This is a genomic window from Agrobacterium sp. V1 (assembly GCF_030518355.1).
Classification (GTDB): domain Bacteria; phylum Pseudomonadota; class Alphaproteobacteria; order Rhizobiales; family Rhizobiaceae; genus Agrobacterium; species Agrobacterium cucumeris.
Window position 1 is genome coordinate 41,951 of sequence record NZ_JAULSF010000002.1, and the last position, 20,266, is coordinate 62,216.

Annotated in this window: 15 protein-coding genes, 1 tRNA gene and 1 pseudogene; 9 read left to right on the top strand and 8 right to left on the bottom strand. The window is 58.1% G+C overall.

The window, feature by feature from the left end:
• Positions 1-3: 3 nt before the first annotated feature.
• Complete coding sequence (locus tag QSV77_RS14355) at positions 4-711, top strand: FadR/GntR family transcriptional regulator (RefSeq protein WP_046798992.1); 708 nt, start codon at positions 4-6, stop codon at positions 709-711.
• A 34-nt stretch (positions 712-745) separates the two neighbouring features.
• On the opposite strand, the gene QSV77_RS14360 is transcribed toward QSV77_RS14355, so the two are convergent.
• The 3 genes from QSV77_RS14360 to QSV77_RS14370 are packed head-to-tail and all read right to left on the bottom strand — an operon-like array spanning position 746 to position 4,019.
• Positions 746-1,864: an iron-containing alcohol dehydrogenase gene (locus tag QSV77_RS14360; RefSeq protein ID WP_302733993.1), complete on the bottom strand. Its 1,119-nt coding sequence runs from the start codon at positions 1,862-1,864 to the stop codon at positions 746-748.
• Positions 1,865-1,869: 5 nt separating this feature from the next.
• A complete protein-coding gene (pdxA, locus tag QSV77_RS14365; RefSeq protein WP_302733994.1) occupies positions 1,870-2,826 on the bottom strand; it encodes a 4-hydroxythreonine-4-phosphate dehydrogenase PdxA in 957 nt (318 codons plus the stop codon).
• Entirely contained in the window at positions 2,823-4,019 is a 1,197-nt protein-coding gene (locus tag QSV77_RS14370; RefSeq protein WP_302733995.1) for an exo-alpha-sialidase, read from the bottom strand. Before QSV77_RS14370 ends, pdxA begins: the two co-directional genes overlap by 4 nt.
• Positions 4,020-4,341: 322 nt before the next feature.
• Between QSV77_RS14370 and QSV77_RS14375 the strand changes: the two genes are divergently transcribed.
• The 7 genes from QSV77_RS14375 (at position 4,342) to QSV77_RS14405 (ending at position 13,054) form a co-directional block, all read left to right on the top strand.
• The gene (locus tag QSV77_RS14375; RefSeq protein WP_302733996.1) at positions 4,342-5,850 is read left to right on the top strand and encodes an ABC transporter substrate-binding protein; all 1,509 of its coding nucleotides are present in this window, start codon (positions 4,342-4,344) and stop codon (positions 5,848-5,850) included.
• Between the two features lie 74 nt (positions 5,851-5,924).
• Positions 5,925-6,839: an ABC transporter permease gene (locus QSV77_RS14380; RefSeq protein ID WP_142841641.1), complete on the top strand. Its 915-nt coding sequence runs from the start codon at positions 5,925-5,927 to the stop codon at positions 6,837-6,839.
• A gap of 15 nt (positions 6,840-6,854) precedes the next feature.
• On the top strand, positions 6,855-7,778 hold the full coding sequence (locus QSV77_RS14385) for an ABC transporter permease (RefSeq protein ID WP_302733997.1): 924 nt from the start codon (positions 6,855-6,857) through the stop codon (positions 7,776-7,778).
• Positions 7,771-9,414 carry an ABC transporter ATP-binding protein gene (locus tag QSV77_RS14390; RefSeq protein ID WP_302733998.1) on the top strand — a complete coding sequence of 548 codons (1,644 nt, stop codon included), beginning with the start codon at positions 7,771-7,773 and terminating at the stop codon, positions 9,412-9,414. Before QSV77_RS14385 ends, QSV77_RS14390 begins: the two co-directional genes overlap by 8 nt.
• Complete coding sequence (locus QSV77_RS14395; RefSeq protein WP_302733999.1) at positions 9,411-10,292, top strand: dihydrodipicolinate synthase family protein; 882 nt, start codon at positions 9,411-9,413, stop codon at positions 10,290-10,292. The genes QSV77_RS14390 and QSV77_RS14395 overlap by 4 nt, the downstream gene beginning before the upstream one ends.
• Positions 10,293-10,490: 198 nt before the next feature.
• A tRNA-Ser gene (locus QSV77_RS14400) sits at positions 10,491-10,580 on the top strand.
• 215 nt (positions 10,581-10,795) lie between these two features.
• Positions 10,796-13,054: an AAA family ATPase gene (locus QSV77_RS14405; RefSeq protein ID WP_302734000.1), complete on the top strand. Its 2,259-nt coding sequence runs from the start codon at positions 10,796-10,798 to the stop codon at positions 13,052-13,054.
• 700 nt (positions 13,055-13,754) lie between these two features.
• Here QSV77_RS14405 and istB read toward each other — a convergent pair.
• On the bottom strand, positions 13,755-14,549 hold the full coding sequence (gene istB / locus QSV77_RS14410; protein WP_302734002.1) for an IS21-like element helper ATPase IstB: 795 nt from the start codon (positions 14,547-14,549) through the stop codon (positions 13,755-13,757).
• Positions 14,539-16,059, bottom strand: a complete 1,521-nt coding sequence (gene istA / locus QSV77_RS14415) for an IS21 family transposase (RefSeq protein ID WP_302734003.1) — start codon at positions 16,057-16,059, stop codon at positions 14,539-14,541. The genes istB and istA overlap by 11 nt, the downstream gene beginning before the upstream one ends.
• A 127-nt stretch (positions 16,060-16,186) precedes the next feature.
• Between istA and QSV77_RS14420 the strand changes: the two are divergent.
• Positions 16,187-16,632, top strand: a pseudogene (locus QSV77_RS14420) (transposase).
• Positions 16,633-16,845: 213 nt separating this feature from the next.
• Here the strand turns inward: QSV77_RS14420 and QSV77_RS14425 are convergent.
• From QSV77_RS14425 to QSV77_RS14435, 3 genes are read right to left on the bottom strand one after another with little or no spacing between them, the layout of a single operon-like run.
• Positions 16,846-17,724 (bottom strand): HlyD family secretion protein, encoded by an 879-nt coding sequence (locus QSV77_RS14425; RefSeq protein ID WP_302734004.1) that lies wholly within the window; start codon positions 17,722-17,724, stop codon positions 16,846-16,848.
• A complete protein-coding gene (locus tag QSV77_RS14430; protein WP_080843179.1) occupies positions 17,721-17,930 on the bottom strand; it encodes a DUF1656 domain-containing protein in 210 nt (69 codons plus the stop codon). The genes QSV77_RS14425 and QSV77_RS14430 overlap by 4 nt, the downstream gene beginning before the upstream one ends.
• Complete coding sequence (locus QSV77_RS14435; protein ID WP_302734005.1) at positions 17,927-19,957, bottom strand: FUSC family protein; 2,031 nt, start codon at positions 19,955-19,957, stop codon at positions 17,927-17,929. The genes QSV77_RS14430 and QSV77_RS14435 overlap by 4 nt, the downstream gene beginning before the upstream one ends.
• Positions 19,958-20,266 lie beyond the last annotated feature (309 nt).

Genomic DNA, 20,266 nt, shown 5'->3' on the forward strand with positions numbered 1-20,266 from the left:
CAGATGGGGCTGATGAAAGAAACGGCGCGTAAGGCACTTCCGGACATTATTTTCGAGAGAATGCACCGGGCGATCAAATCCGGTGCTTACAAGCCGGACGAACGGCTGCCGACCGAACATGAACTCGCGATGGAATTCGAGGTCTCGAGACCGGTGGTGCGCGAGGCTTTGCGGCGGCTGCGCGAGCAGGGCTTCATCTATTCCCGAAGAGGTTCCGGCAGCTATGTGCGGGCTTTTGGCCTGCGCGAGCCGCTTGGCTTCGGGCAGCTGGAAAATGTCGCCGACCTTCTGAATTGTTACGAATTCCGGCTGACACTGGAGCCGGCCGCGGCCGCTGCGGCGGCATTACGGCATGATGGCGAGAGGCTTGCGGCGATCAAGAAGGCGCTCGAATTGATGCGGGACGCCACCAATCGCCAGTCCCACCGTGAGGATGCCGACTATCAGTTCCACCTCGCCATCGCGCGGGCGGCAAGGAACAGTTATTTCTCCACTGCGATGGAGGCTCTGAAAGATCATATCGCGATGGGCATGAAGTTCCACGGCATGTCGGTAAAGCGCGAGGCCTCCGGCCTGACGCGTGTTTTTGCCGAACATGAGGCCATTGCGAAGGCGATCGCCGATGGGGATGCCGAGGCGGCGCGTCAGTTGATGCTCCAGCATCTGACGGGATCGCGCGACCGCCTGTTCGAATCTTCGCATTCGGATTGAGGCCGGTGCGCCCGAAGGCGTGCCGCCCCTTCTTTCAAAAGGCGCGTCGGTAAATGCCGAGCACGTCTTCAAGGCTCATATCGACCGGATTATTGTCCATTAGCCGGCGGATGGCGTGTGCGTCCTCGGCATAACGGGGAAGATCGGTCTCGGTTGCCCCGTGCCTTGCCAGTGACATTTCGATGCCGAGCCCGGCGCAGAAATCCGTTGCCGCCTTGCGCAGGTCATCCGGCGAAAGATGCTCGCGAAGGCCGAGCGCACCTGCCACTTCCGCCGTTTTTGCCGAAACAGAGGGCTGGTTGAAGGCCAGGACATGCGGAAAAACAATGGCATTCGCCAGCCCGTGCGGCAGGTTGAGGAGCGTGCCGAGCGGATAGGCGATGGCGTGGCCGGCGGCCGTATTCACCGGGCCGAGGCAGATGCCGCCATAATAGGAGGCGAGCATCATGCCTTCCCGCGCTTCAGTATCCGTGCCATCGCGGACGGCGCGTGCCAGATATTTGCCGACCAGCGCAAAACCCATGCGGGCAAAACCGTCGATCATCGGGTGAGCCTTGCGGTTGGTGAAGGCTTCGACGCAATGGGCCATGGCATCCACGCCCGTTGCCGCCGTCACGGCCGGCGGCACGGAATAGGTGAGTTCCGGATCGAGCACGGCGAAATCGGCGATGAGGTGGGGGCTTTCGACTGCGATCTTAACGCCCTTGACGGGATCGGTGATCAGCGAGCGAATGCCGGCTTCCGAGCCGGTGCCGGCGGTAGTGGCGATCTGCACCAGCCTGGCGTCGCGCCCGGTGACCCTGTTCGATCCGGCCACATCCTCAAGCGTCTGGTCTGATTTCCACAATGCGGCAACCAGCTTTGCCACATCCATTACCGAACCGCCGCCGAGGCCGATGACGAGATCGGGTTTGGCATTGCGTGCCGCGTCGAGTGCTGCATCGAGCGTAGCCGTGTCCGGCTCGCCGGGAATGGCATCAAACACCGTGAATGGACCCTGCAATTGCAAACGGTCGACGAATTTCGCTGTCAGCGGCGTGGCGATCACTAAGGTCGAGGCGGTTTTGCCGGCGAAGGCGCCAACCTGCGCGATGGTGCCGGCGCCAACGGCAAGCCTGCGCGGCTGATGGATGAGAATGGGAGCTGTGGACATGGTGCTTATCCTTTCGCGCTCTTGCCCGCCACGAGTTTGCGGGCATAGGCGATGGCCTCTTTCATGTTGCCGTGATTGGCGATGCCCTTGCCGGCAATGTCGAAGGCCGTGCCGTGATCGACGGAGGTACGGTCTATCGGCAGATCGACCGAAACATTGACGGCCGTATCGAAGGCGACAAGCTTGATCGGGATATGGCCCTGATCGTGATATTGCGCGACAACGAGATCAAAAGCGCCGGAATAGGCCCGGTGGAAAACGGTATCGGCGGAAATCGGTCCATAGACCTCGATGCCTTCGGCGCGGGCAGCGGCGACTGCGGGCGCAATCTGATCGTCATCTTCGGTGCCGAACAGGCCGTTTTCGCCGCAATGCGGATTGATGCCAGCGACCGCGATGCGCGGCCGCTCGTAACCGATGCGTTTCAGGTGTGCATTGCCGGCGCGGATGGTTGCCAGCACCCGTTCCGTCGTCGCCCGGGCAATGGCGTCCTGCAGGGAAACATGGGTTGAAACGTGAATGACCTTCAGCCGCTCGGAGGCGAGCAGCATATAGGCGGCCGAAGAGCCGGTGAGGCTGCGCAGCATGCCGGTGTGGCCGTCATAATGGTGGCCGGCAAGGTTAAGCGCCTCCTTGTTGATCGGCGCGGTGACGATACAGCCGATTTCGCCGGCTTCGGCATCACGCACGGCCTTTTCGATGAAACGAAAAGCGGCGTCACCAGCCACCGGCGACAGCGTACCCCACGGCAGCGGCGCGCCCTCGATGGGCAGATCAACCACATGCCGTGTCAGATCGATATCGACGCCAAGCGCATCCCGTGCCGCCTGAAGCGTGGCCAGATTGCCGTAAATCCGTGTAGCGGCTTGGTCCGGGGCAGACATTTCGGCAAGCGCCCTGACGGTGATTTCCGGGCCGACGCCGCAGGGGTCGCCCATGGTGATGCCAATGATGTTGCTCATCTTTTTCTCCCGTCCTTGGGGTCTGCCCAGCCGGGCGCCAGCCGGACATATTTGATTGCGCGGCGATGATAGGTGTAGCTGGCGTGCAGCGTACCGTCCGGTGCTTCCAGAAGCCATGGATAGGACATCTCCAGATTGCGACCATCAGTCGAATCGTTCGACAGGCAGGTGCCGGGACCGTCCTCGATCAGAATACGGGTGGGGAAGCTGAGCCCGTCGTCACCGGAGATGCAGATGGAAACCGGCGCGCGCGGCACGCCCCAGACAGGCACGCATCCGCCTGTCGGATCGGCATCCGGCCTGCCGTCATCCTCTCCGAGCTCGTCATAAAGCGAGGCGCGCCGGTCGCTCGATTGCGCGGCGCTGACGGGGTTGCAGATCATCGCCAGCCGGCCGTCACCGAGCCTGATTGCGGCAATGGATGAATTGTTGTTCGGCACGTCGGTCGGCTGCGGCTTTGACCATGAGCGGCCGCCATCAGCGCTTTCCGTGCGGTAAACAAAATCGGCCTGACGACGGCGGAAGAAGCCGGAGTAGCGTGCATCACCGCCAGAAACCGGACTCATATGCACGCAGCCGGTCGAATCCTCCAGCTCCTGCAATTGCCATGTCAGGCCATTGTCCTTGGATATGCCAAGTGCTGCGCTGTCGTGGCTACCGTTCCATTTCTGGCCGGGGCGCTGGATGCAGCGGAAGATTGGCAGCAGCCAGGCGCCGTCATCACGAATGCGCAGCGGCGCGCGGATGAAGCAGCCCTTCGGAAGATCGAGAAAACGACCCTCTTCGGAGATGAGCTTTTCCGGTGCCGTCATATCACGGGTAACTCGCGCCATGCGAATGCGGCATTCGTCCTGGTTGCCGGAAGGCTGGGCGGTGTGAAACAGCCACAGGGCACCATCCGGCGCGGTGAAAAGAACCGGGTTCTGTTCGGAATGGGCAGGGTCGTAGCTCAGGCGCTGTGGTGCGCCCCAGCTTGTCGCGCCGGGCATCAACACGGAAGCGAAGATCGAAATGTCCGATTTTCCTTCCAGCGTGCCGCCGAACCATGCGCACAGCAAGGCGCCGTCATCAGCCAGGTGCAGAAAGCTTGCATGGTTCTGGATCATCGGCGACGGCAGCAGCGCTTCCTGCCGATTTTCTGACGTGGTGCGGATGGCTCCGGTCATGGCGTGAGCGATGTCATCAGGGGTCATCGTGGTCTCCTCTTGGCCTGATGAAAATGACATATTCAAAAAGTTGTCAAGTTTATTTCTATATAAATCGAACCTTTGAGTTTTTGGTTATTCAATCTAATTATCTGTTTTAAAACGATAAAAATTGCAGTTCTGACGTCAGTAAAAAATGCTTAAGAAAAATAAATTGACAAAAAATGTGATAGCGCCGATGCTCTGTTCACGGGTGGAGGAGACAATCATCCGCACGCCATGCTCCTCGATGCAGGAGGCGGGGCTTTTTTTAAAACCCCTTGCGGCACGCCGCCATGTTGCTGAATTTCTGATCTGGGAGGAGAACGGAATGAAGAAGTCATTGATTGTGGGCGCCCTTGTCTTGGGTTCCCTCAGCGCCGCGGTTTCGCCGGCGCTTGCGGCCTCGGGGCCGATCAAGATCGTGCTGGCGGAAGAGGCTGATCTGCTGGAGCCCTGCATGGCGACCCGCTCCAATATTGGCCGCATCATCATGGAAAATGTCAGCGAAACGCTGACCGAGCTTGATGTGCGCGGCAAGAACGGCGTTCAGCCGCGGCTTGCCGAAAAATGGGAGCAGAATGCCGATGGTAGCTGGCGCTTCCATCTGCGTGAAGGCGTGAAGTTTTCCGATGGCACCACCTTCGACGCCAAGGACGTGAAGCACAGCTTCGAACGCATCATGAGCGACAAGAACGCCTGTGAATCCCGCCGTTATTTTGGTGGGATGACGGTGACGCCTTCGATTGTTGACGACCACACGATCGACTTCAAGACCGACCCGGCCCAGCCAATTCTGCCGTTGCTGATGTCACTGGTCACTATCGTTCCCGAAGAAACCAAGATGGAATTCATCCGCGAGCCTGTTGGCACCGGACCTTACAAGCTGACCAACTGGACGCCGGGCCAGCAGATCGTTCTGACTGCCCGTGACGATTATTGGGGCAAGAAGCCGCAGGTGACGGAAGCGACCTATCTTTTCCGTGCCGATCCCTCGGTTCGAGCCGCCATGGTGCAGACCGGAGAGGCTGATCTTTCGCCCTCCATTTCCCAGCTCGACGCGACCAATCCGAAGACCGATTTTTCCTATCTCGATAGCGAGACGGTCTATATGCGCCTCGACCACAACATCGCGCCGCTGAGCGATGTGCGGGTACGCCGCGCGCTCAACCTCGCCATCGACCGGCAGGCCTTCCTCGGCACGCTGGTTCCCGAAGGAGCGGTGCTGGCGACCGCGCTTGTTCCGCCGACCACGCTTGGCTGGAACCCCGACGTCAAGGTCTTCCCTTACGATCCTGATGGCGCAAAGAAGCTGCTCGAGGAAGCCAAGGCTGCCGGCGTGAAGGTGGATACGCCGATCACCATCATCGCGCGCACGGCGAATTTTCCGAATGTCACCGAAATCATGGAGGCGATCCAGCAGCAATTGCAGGACGTCGGCTTCAAGATCGACCTGAAATTCGTGGAAGTGGCCGAACACGAGAGCTATTATTCCAAGCCCTTCAAGGAAGGTCGTGGACCCCAGATCGTCGCTGCCATGCACGACAATTCCAAGGGCGATCCGTCCTTCACCATGTTCTTCAAATATGCCACCAAGGGCACGCAGTCCGGCTTCTCGGACCCCAAGGTGGATGACCTGATCGAACGCGCTTCCGCAGCCGTCGGTGACGAGCGCGCCAAGCTCTGGTCAGAACTCATCGCCTACCTGCATGATGATGTCGTGGCGGATGTGCTGCTGTTCCACATGGTCGGTTTCTCCCGCGTTTCCGAACGTCTGGACTTCAAGCCCACCATCGCCACCAACTCGATGCTGCAGCTTTCGGAAATCGGCATCAAGTAAAGCCCGCATCTTATAAGCCAATGAGCGGCGGCAGGGCGAAAGCCTTGCCGCCGCGTTGAAACCCGGAGGCAACCATGCTGAGCTTCATCCGAAAACGATCCATTGCGAGCCTGATCTCCCTGGTCGGCCTCATCGTGATGGTTTTCTTCCTCTCCCGCCTGACGGGAGACCCGGCCGCGCTGTTTCTGCCGGTGGAGGCTTCGGAGGAATTGAAGCAGCAGTTTCGTGCGCTGCACGGGCTGAATGATCCGCTGATGGTTCAGTTCCTGCGTTATGCGGGCGATGTGATGACGGGAGATCTGGGTGAATCGCTCAGAAAAGCCCGTCCGGCGCTGGATGTGGTGCTGGAGGCCTTCGTCTGGACACTCTGGCTTGCGGTCATCACCATGTCGCTGGTCACCACCGCGGCCATCGTCGTCGGCTCGCTTGCGGCTTTCCGCTCCGGCGGTTTTTTCGACCGCATGGCCTCGACCATTTCGTTGATCGGCGCTTCGGTGCCGGATTTCTGGCTGGCCATCGTCGCGATCGTCGTCTTTTCCGTCAATCTCGCCTGGCTGCCCACCTCAGGCACGGGCTCGGTGTTGCACTGGATATTGCCGATCTCCGTTCTCTTCGTGCGCCCCTTCGGCATCATCGTGCAGGTGGTGCGCGGCTCGATGATCGGTGCTTTGTCTTCCGCTTACGTCAAAACGGCACGCGCCAAGGGCGTGAAATCCGGGCCGATCATCTTCATCCATGCCCTGCGCAACGCCATGCTGCCGGTCATCACCGTCATCGGTGATCAGGCCGCAAGCCTTCTTAACGGCGCCGTCATCGTTGAAACCATCTTCGGGTTTCCGGGCGTCGGCAAGCTGATGATCGATTCCATTCTGCAGCGGGATTTTAATGTCGTTCTGGCCGCCATTCTCGTCACCGCGCTGGCGATCTTCCTGATGAACCTGCTGATCGATATCGCCTATGCGCTGCTCGATCCGCGTATCCGGCACTGAGGGGGACATTTAGCCATGAGCCTTTTGAACGTCGATACCGAGATCATTGATGAGCCATCCTTCGCAATGCGCATGCTGCGCATGTTGTGGGCGGATAAATTCGCGCTCTGTGCCGCGATCTTTCTCGTCGTCATCGTCATACTCGCCTTTGTCGGCCCGGCCTGGCTTGGCGATCTCGCGACGAAACAGAACCTGCGCGGACGCAATCTCGCGCCATTCGACTGGCAGCGTGAATGGTACTTCTGGCTGGGAGCGGATGCGCTCGGCCGGTCACTTCTGGCGCGCATCGTTGCCGCCACGCAAAACACGCTGATGATTGCAGCCGGCGCCGTGCTTCTCTCCGCAGTCACCGGCACGGTACTCGGCCTTATCGCCGGGTTTTCCTCCAACCGCGTCGGCCAGATCATCATGCGGGTTGCCGATGTGATCATGTCGTTTCCGTCGCTGCTGATCGCGGTCATCGTCCTTTATCTGCTCGGCTCCTCCATCCTCAACCTGATGCTGGTTCTGGCCATCACCCGCATTCCCGTTTACATCCGCACCACCAGGGCGGAGGTGCTGGAGGTGCGCGAGCGCATGTTCGTGCAGGCGGCGCGCGTGATGGGCGCATCCGGCAAACGCATCCTGTTTCGCCACATCCTGCCCGTGGTGCTGCCGACGCTGACGACGCTTGCGACGCTCGATTTCGCTTATGTGATGCTGGCGGAAAGCGCGCTGTCCTTCCTTGGCATCGGCATTCAGCCGCCGGAAATCACCTGGGGCCTGATGATTTCGCAGGGGCGGCAATATCTCACCAATGCCTGGTGGCTGTCCTTCTGGCCCGGGCTTGCCATCATTCTCACCACCCTGTCGCTCAACCTGCTGTCCAACTGGCTGCGCATCGCGCTTGACCCCGTGCAGCGCTGGCGGCTGGAAATGAAGGGCCGCAAGCATGGCTGACCATCTTCTCGACGTGCGCAACCTTTCCGTGGAGTTCCACACCGCAAGCGGTGTCGTCCATGCGGTGAAGGATGTCTCCTACCATATCGACCGTGGCGAAACGCTGGCGATCCTCGGCGAAAGCGGCTCGGGCAAATCGGTGTCGTCCTCGGCCATCATGAACCTCATCGACATGCCGCCCGGATATATCAGCAGCGGTCGGATATTGCTTGATGGCAAAGACCTTCTGACCATGCCGGCAGAAGCGCGTCGCGAGGTCAACGGCCGGCGCATCGCCATGATCTTTCAGGATCCGCTCAGCCATCTAAATCCCGTCTATACCGTCGGCTGGCAGATCCGCGAGGCGATGACCACCCATGGCATGGGCAAGGCGGAAGCTGAGGTGGAGGCAAGGCGGCTTGTCGCCCGTGTCGGCATTCCTGATCCGGATGGAGCCCTGAGGAAATATCCGCATGAATTTTCCGGCGGCCAACGCCAGCGCGTCATGATTGCAATGGCGCTGGCGCTGCGGCCCGACCTGCTGATCGCTGACGAACCGACCACGGCGCTTGACGTGACGGTGCAGGCCGAGGTGCTTTCCCTGCTCAAGGAGCTGCAGCGGGAAACCGGCATGGCCGTACTCATCATCACCCATGATCTCGGCGTCGTCGCCGAGATAGCCGACCGGGTGGTGGTGATGGAAAAGGGCGTGCTGGTGGAGGCCGGCACCGTTCGCGAGGTTTATCGCAACCCTCAGCACCCTTATACCCGCAAGCTCATCAGCGCCGCCCCCGGCCGGGGCGAAATGCACGAACCGAAAGCGGGGGGTGAACCCTTGCTCAGTGTGCGCGATGTGCGCAGGCGCTACGGCGCCTTCGAGGCCTTGAAGGGTGTTTCCTTCGACCTGATGGCCGGCGAGACCATCGCCGTCGTTGGGGAAAGCGGCTCCGGCAAGTCAACGCTGGCGCGCATTCTGTTGCGGCTTGACGAGCCGGATGCCGGCAGCGCCCTGTGGAAGGGGCAGGATCTCTTCCAGCTTTCGCCGGCGGAGCTCTTCGCGCTCAGGCGCGATCTGCAGATGGTGTTTCAGGATCCCACCCAATCGCTCAACCCACGCATGACGGTATTTCAGCTCATCTCCGAAGCCTGGGTCATCCATCCGGACATATTGCCCAAGGCAAGATGGCGCGAACGCGCCGCGGAACTGCTGCATCAGGTCGGCCTGTCGCCGGAACATATGCGTCGTTATCCCCACCAGTTCTCCGGCGGCCAGCGGCAAAGGATCGCCATTGCCCGCGCCTTGGCGCTGGAGCCGAAGCTCATCATCTGTGACGAGGCAGTCTCGGCGCTCGATGTGTCAGTGCAGGCGCAGGTTATCGCGCTGCTCGATAAACTGCGCCGCGAAATGGGCCTCTCCTTCATCTTCATCGCCCATGACCTGCCGGTGGTTCGGGATTTCGCCGATCACGTTATGGTCATGCAGCGCGGCGAGGTGGTGGAATTCGGTTCCGTCCGGCAGGTTTTCGAAGCGCCACGTGAGGCCTATACCCGCGCGCTGCTTTCGGCGAGCCTCGATCCCGACCCCGATATGCATTCCGCGCGCAGCTCGGCCGAGGCCGGCCATGCCGTTGGAAATTCAAGTGGAGTTTTTTCATGACCAAACAAGCCTTCGTCGCGCTCGTCACCTGTTTCAACGAAGACGAAACCATCAATTACGAAGCCACGCGCGCGCAGGTGCGCCGCCAGGTGGCGGCCGGCAACAACATCATGTGCGCCGGCACCAACGGCGATTTTACCGCGCTGACCCATGAAGAAAAAATCCGGCTGACCGAAGAAGTGGTGGACGAAGTGGCCGGCCGCGCCAAAGTCATCGTCAATGCCGGCATGCCCGCCACATTCGAGACCATACAGCTTGCCAAAGCCTTCGACCGTATCGGCGTCGACGGTATCGCCGTCATCACGCCCTTCTTCATCGCCTGCACGCAGGATGGCCTGATCCGCCATTTCTCGACGGTGGCCGATGCCGTTGAGACCCCTACCTATCTCTACGATATCCCCGCCCGCACCCAGAACCACATAGAGCCGGAAACCGCGCGTAAACTTGCAACCCATGGCAATATCGCCGGCATCAAGGATTCCGGTGGCGCGCAGCAGACGCTCGAAGCCTATCTCCAGGTGGCGAAGGAGATGCCCGGTTTCGAGGTCTATTCCGGCCCTGATCACCTCGTTCTGTGGTCGTTACAGAACGGTGCCGCAGGCTGTATTTCCGGCCTTGGCAACGCAATGCCGGATGTGCTTGCCGGCATTCTCAACGCATTCAACGCCGGCAATATCATAGAGGCCGAGCGCCAGCAGGCGATCTACACAGCCTTCCGCACCGATCTCTATGCGCTGGGTTTTGCGCCCGCCATGGTCAAGCGCTCACTCTACCTGCAGGACCCCACCGTCGGCGCCAGCCGTCAGCCGGCCCTGCTGCCGGACCAGCAACAGGACGACCAGATTATGAAAATCCTGCAGCGCTATCAATTGCTCTAACACCATTGCCGAATGCGACGCGCACGGCTGGAGGTCGATGCGTGTCATCTTAAAAATGCCCGTGAAAACCGCTGAAAGCCGAAGCATTTCTCCAGTCTTCTCTATGACGAATAATTTGTGACACAAACACGAAATTCCGCTTGTCAGCCCGGCCATTGATGTTTATGAGGAGCGCGCAACGCAAGCGTTCGCGCATGCGGAGAGGTGGCAGAGTGGTCGAATGCACCGCACTCGAAATGCGGCATACCTGCAAGGGTATCGTGGGTTCGAATCCCACCCTCTCCGCCATAAAATTCCTTACTGCGTAAGGGTTCTCGGTTGATATTCTAGACACCTTCGATCTGGTTAGCCCGTCCCAAATCTGCCAAAGCCACACTTAAGGCACGTTTGATAAATCTCCTCTGCGAGGCGTTTACAACTTATCTCTCTTTATGCCAGACCTATCAACTTAGTGGGGAGAAACTCCGCCGGGGGCGAGGCGAGGTCTAGAGGGGTTTTGACGCGTGTTTCTAAGAAAAATTGCGACGATCAAAAATATTGGTCGCTTCAAAGCCGCGCGTATAAGTGGCGGTGAGTATGGACGCTTTACCCTAATCTACGGCGGCAATGGACGTGGCAAGACCACGTTGTGCGCTGTCCTTCGCTCGCTGCAACGCGACGATCCTCGGCTCATTCAGCGCCGCAAGACTTTCTTGGCAACCTCAGAACCAGAAGTCCAGTTGGCGTTCGACGTTGGTCTGTCTCGATTTTCTAATGGTGCTTGGACGAATGCACAGGTCGGCATTGAGATTTTTGATCAGCAGTTCGTTACCGAGAACGTTCATGGGGGCGAGCAAATCGATATTGAGCACCGTCGAAATTTCTACCGGATCGTTGTCGGTCCGGCAGGTGTTGCTTTGGCCGAGGAGGTAGATAGGCTAGACACAGACGCTACGACCAAACAGAGTGAGATCACGGCTGCGAAAAAGGTCCTCGAGCAGCATTTTCCTTTCGGCATGAAGCTCGAGGCATTTCTTGATTTGCCATCAGATGCCGACATCGACGAGAAGATCGAAAAGGCAACGAAAGCACTCAAAGCTATCAATGACGATTTGAAAGTCTCGTCACGGAGCCTGTTGGCTGCGCCAGCGCTACTCGCCTTACCAGAAGGTTTCCTCGAGCTACTGATGGAAACCGTCGAGGGTATAGCCGCCGATGCAGCGGCACGCGTTCAATTCCAACTTGCACTTCATGATTTCCGGGATGGCGGCGAAGGCTGGTTGTCGACGGGCTTGACGCGCATCGTTGATGAAAAGTGTCCCTTTTGTGCAAATAAGGTCGACGGCAATAGCTTAATAGACGCCTATCGTGGTTACTTCAGTGAGGCCTATGCCAAGCATAAGGAAACTATTACGAATATGGCGACCGCGCTCCATAACGCACTGTCGTCCACGCCTGTTCTCAGAGTCGAGCAGGCCTTCAGACAACTATCAACTGACGCCGAATTTTGGAAAACCTATTGCGATCATGGCTATATACCCTCCGACGCTGCCGACCGGATCACCGCCGAGGCCCAAGCCCTGTTCGACTCAGCCAAGGCGATGCTGGAGTCGAAGGCCGCTGCCCCGCTAGAGCCTGTAGAACCATCCGCCGCCTTTATCGAAGCACTTGCGGTCTGGTTAGCGACGAGCGCGGAGCTGCGGGCAAACGCTACGATGTTGGTTGAGGCCAACCGTTTGATAGAAGCGGTAAAAAACGCAAATGCCGCCTCTGACGAGATCAGTGCTACAGCCGCCCTGACGAAACTTCAGGCCGTTAAGAAGCGACACTCGAACCCGGTCCTGAGTTTGGCTGCTAACTACGCACAGCTACTAAAAGAAAAAAAGGCACTTGTTGATGTGAAGGATGCCAAAAAAGCGGCGCTCGATGCTTACGACCAGAATATACTCAGCGCATATGAAGCCGACATCAATCAATTCCTGCGCACGTTCGGCGCAAGTTTTCGACTGGCGCAATGCGGCAAGACGTATGTCGGGAAGGTGCCTCAGTCAAGCTATTGCCTGCGCTTCGACACCTGCGACATCGATGTAACGAGGACCAATCCCGGCGCTCCCGGTTTCGACACCACACTGAGCGCCGGAGACAAAAATACCTTTGCACTTGCCTTTTTTCTGTCGCAACTCAAGCGTGATCCTGACATCACGAAAAAGATCGTTGTTTTCGATGATCCATTTACCAGCCTCGACGACTTCCGAAGAGCGATGACCGCTAAGGAGATTGTGCGAATGGGCGAGCCGGGCAGAGCTGCTCAGGTAATGGTGCTTAGCCACGACAAATTCTTCCTTGATACGGTGCGCGGCATGATACACAACGCGTCATGCACCCCCTTCCAGCTTTCAGTGACTGCGACCGGCTCATCAATAGAGCCTTGGGACATCGAACTCGAGGTCAAGGAAGGCTATCTGCAAGATCATATGCGATTGCAAGATTTTGCTGAGGGACGTGGTGGCGACGCGCGAGATATGCGGACTGTTATGCGTCCGCTGCTCGAAAAATACATTCGCTACCGTTTCCCCAATCAAATTCTCGAAGGAAAGTGGTTAGGGGATATGCTGGGGACAATTCGGGCAGATCCCGATCATCCTCTTGCGTCCCAATATAGTGAGCTTGAAGATATCAATAGTTACACTGCACCATTCCATCACGACCCTAACACCGCCTTCGTAGAGGAAGAGGTGCGCAACTATGCCCAGCGAACTCTCGCGATCGTAGGTGGGAGCTAAATGGCCGACACCTACCTTCCTTACCGGGGAAGTAATCGTCGGCACCCTTGAGGGCATCCTCGGCTTGATCGATAATCACCGCCGAGATTACGAGAGTGACAACCGGATAAATTTGACGAGGTCAAATCAAGTGCGTGGTGCATCATACAAAGCCGCGCATGTTGAAGCACAGGCCGATAAGCTCGATGCTTCGAAGCTGGCAACTTTCCCACGCGTTACCAACAGAAGTCTAAGCTCAAATAATTGCTCCGGCAAATTTTCTCCTCTTGGCAATGTTATTCCATGACCTACATATTTAAGCGCTGAGTCAATATTCTTAATTGGGAGAACGTATTAATGAGGACGGTCCGTATAGAAATTCCAAATACCAATAAGTTCGGCACGCGTGAAAGACATAAATCTGTCAATGAGGACACTCTTGTCCTAGTAAGTCACCGAAATGAAGACGAACTTTCCGCTTTTGCCGAGAGAACTTTTGCTCCGTTCATAGCAAATTCGTTTTTGACGAACACTAATGTTGCTTCGGTGGGGGAAATAGTTAGTGATCGCTTAGAATGCGAAACTGATGGTTCCTCTGAAGAAATAAAGTTCCTTTCAAGATTGCTTGATGAGGTTGGTGATGACTTGGTGTTGGTTTGCACGCGGAACTGAGCCGGTTTTTCCACCGAGAAGTGAGCCACCTCTAAGTATGGTTTTCTGATCAGGCTTTGGTCAAGGGATTGGCCTTTTCTCCTCTCTTCTGTGCTGCTGCGGCCGAGCTGGCCTTGAAGCGGAAGCTGTCGTTACCGGTTTCCAGGATGTGGCAGCGGTGGGTCAAGCGATCGAGCAGAGCGGTGGTCATCTTGGCGTCGCCGAAGACCGTGGCCCATTCGCTAAAGCTGAGGTTTGTGGTGATGATGACGCTGGTGCGCTCGTAGAGCTTGCTTAGCAGGTGGAAGAGCAGCGCTCCGCCTGACGCGCTGAACGGAAGATATCCGAGTTCATCAAGGATCAGCAGATCGAGACGGACCAGCGTCTCGGCAATCTGGCCTGCCTTGCCCTTTGCCTTCTCCTGCTCGAGCGCATTGACCAATTCGATAGTCGAGAAGAAGCGGACTTTTCGGCGGTGATGCTCGATAGCCTGAACACCGAGGGCAGTCGCGATATGGGTCTTTCCTGTGCCCGGCCCGCCGACGAGGACAATGTTATGCGCATCGTCCATGAACTCGCATCGATGCAGTTGGCGCACCGTCGCCTCGTTGATTTCGCTGGCGGCGAAGTCGTAGCCGGAGATGTCCTTGTAGGCAGGGAAGCGAGCAGCCTTCATATGATAGGCAATAGAGCGGACCTCGCGCTCGGCCATCTCGGCTTTTAGCAACTGGGACAGGATCGGCACGGCCGCATCGAAGGCTGGAGCTCCTTGCTCGATCAGGTCCGTGACGGCTTGGGCCATGCCATACATCTTCAGGCTACGCAGCATGATGACGACGGCGGCGCTGGCAGGATCATGACGCATGGCGACCTCCCACGATCCGGACCCGCAAACCATCGTAGCGTTCTACATTGGCCTTAGGTTCACGCCGCAAGGTCAGCGCCTGTGGCGTGTCGATGTCGGGGTCGTCAGTCGTCTTGCCATCTATCAGGCGATGCAGCAGGTTCAACACATGCGTCTTGGTCGCGACGCCTTGATCCAGAGCCAGCTCCACAGCCCTGACGACAACCTGCTCGTCGTGATGAAGAACGAGAGCGAGAATGTCGACCATCTCACGATCGCCGCCGGGGCGGCGAAGCATCTGGTCCTGCAATTTGCGTAAGGCGGGCGGCAATTCCAGGAAGGGTGCGCCATTGCGTAGAGCACCGGGCTTGCGTTGGATGACCGCAAGGTAATGCCGCCAGTCGTAAATCGTTCGCGGCGGTTTGTCGTGACTGCGCTCGATCACCCGCGGATGTTCGCAGAGGATATTGCCCTCGGCCACAACGACCAGCCGCTCGGGATAAATCCGCAGGCTGACGGGTCGGTTCGCAAAAGACGCAGGTACGCTGTAGCGGTTCCGCTCGAAGGTGATCAGGCAGGTGGGGGAGACGCGCTTGCTCTGCTCGACGAAGCCGTCAAACATGGCGGGGAGCGCCATCAATGCTACCCGCTCATCAGCCCAAACATCCGCGATCGTGCCGGGCAAGGTGCCGTGCGCTGTGTCGCGCCACAGGTCCTGGCAATGCTGTTCCAGCCAGACATTCAATGCCGCCAGATCCGGAAAGTCCGGCATCTGTTGCCACAAACGTGGTCGGGCATCCTGAACGTTCTTCTCAACCTGTCCCTTCTCCCAACCTGCGGCGGGATTGCAAAACTCAGGCGCAAAGACGTAGTGGTTCGTCATTGCCTGGAAGCGGACGTTGACCTGCCGTTCCTTGCCGCGGCCAACACGATCGACCGCGGTCTTCATGTTGTCGTAAATGCCGCGACCAGGGACGCCGCCGAACACCCGGAACCCGTGCCAGTGAGCGTCGAAGAGCATCTCGTGCGTTTGCAACAGGTAAGCTCGGACCAGAAAAGCTCGGCTGTGCGATAGCTTGATGTGCGCCACCTGCAGCTTCGTCCGCTCGCCGCCGACCACGGCATAGTCCTCACTCCAATCGAACTGGAATGCTTCGCCTAGGCGGAAAGACAGCGGAACGAATATGCCGCGGCCAGCCGTCTGCTGCTCAACCCGCCACTCACGGGCGAAGGCGGCGACACGGCCATAGGAGCCGGTAAAGCCCAGAGCCGTCAGATCGGCATGAAGTTGCTTCAGCGTTCGGCGCTGTTTGCGTGACCTTCCGGCCTGGGTCTTCAGCCAGCCAGAGAGTTTGTCGGCGAACGGATCAAGCTTGCTCGGTCGTTCCGGTACCGTGAACGTCGGCTCGATCGTACCCGCGCTCAGATACTTCGCGATCGTGTTACGTGACAGCCCGGTGCGTCGGCTGATCTCCCGCACTGACAGCTTCTCACGCAGTGCCATCCGACGGATGATGTTTAAAAGTCCCATGTGGATCACTCCGTTGCCCCCGTCGCTCTCCGCGTTGGGGGAAGGTTCACATGGCTCAATTCTCAATGGAAATTATGCGCCTAACCGGCTCAGTTCTGCGTGCAAACCAACAGAGGCCGTCATTACGATGAGCGGACGGAAATTCTGGCTCTGGCGGGCGATCGATGCCGACGGCGATGTTCTCGACATCCTGGTTCAAACCCGCCGCAACACAAAGGCTGCCACGCGTTTCTTCTCAAGGCTGGTGCGGCATTTGGTAGGCCGCGCGTCATCGTGACGGACAAGCTCGGCAGCTACGTCAAGCAAATACACAACCTGGCGCCCGATGCCGATCATCGCGCGCATAAGGGCTTGAACAACAGAATTGAAAATTCGCACCGCCAGACCAGGAAGCGAGAGAAAATCATGGGTCGGTTCAAATTACCCCAGGCGCAACGCTTCCTGTCAGCCCACGACCAAATCAACACGATCTTTCGGCCCCGCCGCTACAATCTCTCAGCCGCCTCATATCGCAACGCAAGGGCTGACGCATTCTGCCTGTGGGCCGAATACACCGCGGAAATGGTAGCTTGAAAACAGCGGACCTGCCAACTCGACACCAAACTCAAACAACTTGGCAATACCCGCGGGGCCCCTCGCTATATCCTCCTGCGGAGAGGGAGACGTACGATAAATGGGGTGCCGACGGGTCCGCAAGTCTCTTCTTGACAGATCGGGATCACGAAGGCGCTGGGACGCGCGTGCACCTCGATCTACGCATTCCGATGCAGGGGATGGTTTTACGCCTCAGTTGCCCCTCGGTTCAACAGAAACTGTTGCAGTCCTCCCCGCAATCAGGCTGACCGACTTCGGAACATCATTGATCTCAATCCGCACCGGAATCCTCTGAGCCAGACGGACCCATGAAAATGTTGGAGCAACGCTAGCGAGCGAACCTGCAGTATCGCTTCGCTCGCGATCCTCAATCCCGGCGGCAACACCTGCGACATGGCCGATAATCGGTTGCCGTTCTCCCATGATCTCGATCTTCACGCGATCTCCGACGTGGATCCGCGGGAGTTTTGTTTCTTCAAAGTACCCCGCAACGTAGATGGCGTCACTTTCTACTAGCACGCCGACCGCATTTCCGACGGAGACATAGGTGCCCCGACGTAAAGGGAAATTCGTGATTTTGCCTGAGACTGGCGCTTTCACGGTTGTCCGGTCAAGGTTCAGCTTCGCCAGATCAAGGGCGACGAGTGCCGATTGGTAAGCGGCGTCTGCCTGGTACCGCAGGCTTTCTGCATGCTGCCGCTCCTTGAGGCTGGCGGCTTCTTTAGAGGCGAGCAGTTGATATCGTTCAAATTCGATCTTCGCCAGATCCGCTGCGGCCTTACTGCTCCGCACTTGGGCCTCTGCCTGGCGCAGCGAGAGTTCGAAACGGTCTGCTTCGATCCGAAACAGGGGCATCCCTTTTTCGACTTGCGCGTTGTCGGATACCAAAACCTCCGTGACGGTTCCCGACACATCTGGTGCCAGACGAACGATATCTGCCCGGATATGAGCGTCGCGTGTCCACGGCGCTTCCATGTAGAAAGACCACAGGTGCCAGCTTAGTACCGCTGCGCAACATACCATGGATAAGGTCAACAGGGCTCTGCCCAAGGTGATGGTAAAATTTGTCATGTCTGCAACCAGTTGAGAATAGCGGAAAGCACGCCAAGGAGGGTGATATAAAGCGCGAGGTTGAACAGCGAGCGATGCCACACCGCTGAATAAAGCCCCAGCCTGCCGAACACCGGTATGAGTACCCGGAGCAGACCGTATGCACACACCGCGAGCGCGGATAACCAAGGCAGGAAGACACCATAGAGGTCGAATTGTCCGGTCACCTGGTATTCCTATTCGATGGAGACGTTGTCGAAACCGGAGGATCCGTCTCCGGTGCAAGGCACAGACGAAGAGCGGCCGCGTGCACCATGAGTTCCGTGTCGGCGTCCGTTAAGGAAAGGCCCGCGGTTGAAAGCATAAAGGCGTCCAGCATACCAAGTGCACGCTCCATGGCCTCACCACGCTTGGCGGGTGTAATCCGATACAAGAGCTCCAACGCCGAGAAGATGACTTCGGCCCTGAGACAAACAGGTATCGAGGCTTCATCCGAACGCACCTGCATTGCCGTTATGTGCAGCCCCGCGCGCAGGTCCCTCATCAGGTCGGCATCGGAGGCGCCGGAGGTGGCGGGTAGTTTCGCCGCCCTGACTGCAAACATGCCTGCCACGTCGATGACGTGATGGCGCGTGACATGCGCGTCTGCATGCTGGCCCGCCGCGATCCCGGCAACATGCGCCTGTGTCACTGAGAAAAGCCTCCTGGCATTCGTCTCTGCTCTCACAGATCGAAAGATGCCGCACACCACGATCGCCCAGACCATCCCAAGAACAGTCGCGGTATCCGAGTTTGCAAACATTATGAAGTCGCTGCTCTGATGTGCCTGAAGAGTAAGAAGAAGTGGAAAGTTTATACAAAGGCCCATGCCGACGATCGCAAGCGAAGGCACGGCAAGGCAAATCCCTGCAGGTATCAGGAAGAGGCCTAGTGCAGCGACAAGCGGCACAAAACCATCGATCAGCGGAAGGATCGCGAAGGCATAGACGGACGCAGCGATGACCGACCAGAGGGTGACATACGCGAATTTGCGCATGGCTGGCACCGGATCGTCCATCGTCGCCAGAAGGCAGCAAAGTACGCCGGAAATCTGGGCAAATGCCATGCCATCGGGCCACGTGCTGGCGATCCAGAAGGTGATTGATGTGGTGAGGCAGATCGCAACCGTCAGTGCGGAAAGCAACGCCATGGCGATGTCAGCGTGCTGGGCTGGGATGTTTTCCCGAGACGCCAAGCGACCAACTGCCCTCGCTGCATTCTCTTCCTTCAAAGCGTCTCGAAGCGACTGATACTCATGAGAAATTAGAGCAATATTCCGCAAGTTCCGCGAAACATTGGCAAGAAGAAGCACTTCCCATGATCGAGGCGCTTCGAAAGAGGCTGGCGCATCGGTTTTGATCCCGAAGAATTCCGGGGAGCTTAACGATGTTGATCCGATCGCCGTAATCATCGACATGGCCTGCTCCGTGCCCGGAGTATCGAGCCTAGCCAATGCCCTTCGCTGATCCTCGAGTTCGCTCAACAACGGAAGAATGGCGACCATGCGGTGCTGCAGTGACCTCACAAGCGAAACGGCAGATCGATATCTCGATCGGTCATATCGAAGATGAACTGTGAACGACCGCAGGTCCGCCGCTTCTGCCGCCAAGGCGTATCGTTCCGCTCTGTTTCGGGCTTGATCCGGCTTGGCGGTTGCAGTTGCCGCAAGGAGCGCCTGCGCCCTTGCCATCCAAGCATCGATCCGCCCGAGCAGTGCAGTGCCGACATGGACTGGAAAAACAACGTGGCTCACGATCGAGGCACACAGGATCGCAAGTCCGATCTCCTCGATCCGCGCAACGACAGTGTCAAACGTGCTTGCCGGCGCCGTGACAAGTGGCAATCCTGCGAGAAGCACGGTGTATCCGGCCAGCAGGGAAACATAGCTGCGGGGTGTGCGATCAAGAAGGCTGATGAACGTGCATCCCGACACCCAGAAGATAATCGCTGCGGAAAGCAATGCGGGTGAGTTCACGAGATTTGGGACCATGATGATGGTCGCGCCGCCCCCGATCAGCGTTCCTAGCAGTCGATAGAATGATTTTGATGAGATGGCGCCCGAGAGGGGATGAGCAACGATGTAGACGGTTGAAACGGCCCAAAACGGTCGCGGCAGATCGAACCGTATCGCGATGTAATAAGCAAGCATTGCCGCCAGGAATGTCTTCAATGAAAAGATCACGTTCCCGGGGGTGACAAAGGTTCGAACGCTCATAAGTCATCCACCGCGTGAGCGTCGACCTGCGTCGCGCCTCTGTCACCCATGGAGGTGGTCAGTCCGTAGAGTTCAGGCGAGACGTAGCAAAAAAACGGCGTCGCTAAGCATGCATGCATATAAGCATCAGACAGATCAGCGCTTGAAACGACCGACGGTGTCCGTGATCGGCGGGCAAACCAAACGCCAACTCTCTCAAGGAAGGCTTTCACGGCCATTTGTGCGATAGCTATGCGGCTGACCCTGCGCCCCACGCTGTCTGAAAGCATGATGCAATGCTTGGAATCGCACGTCTGAGGCAATCGAATT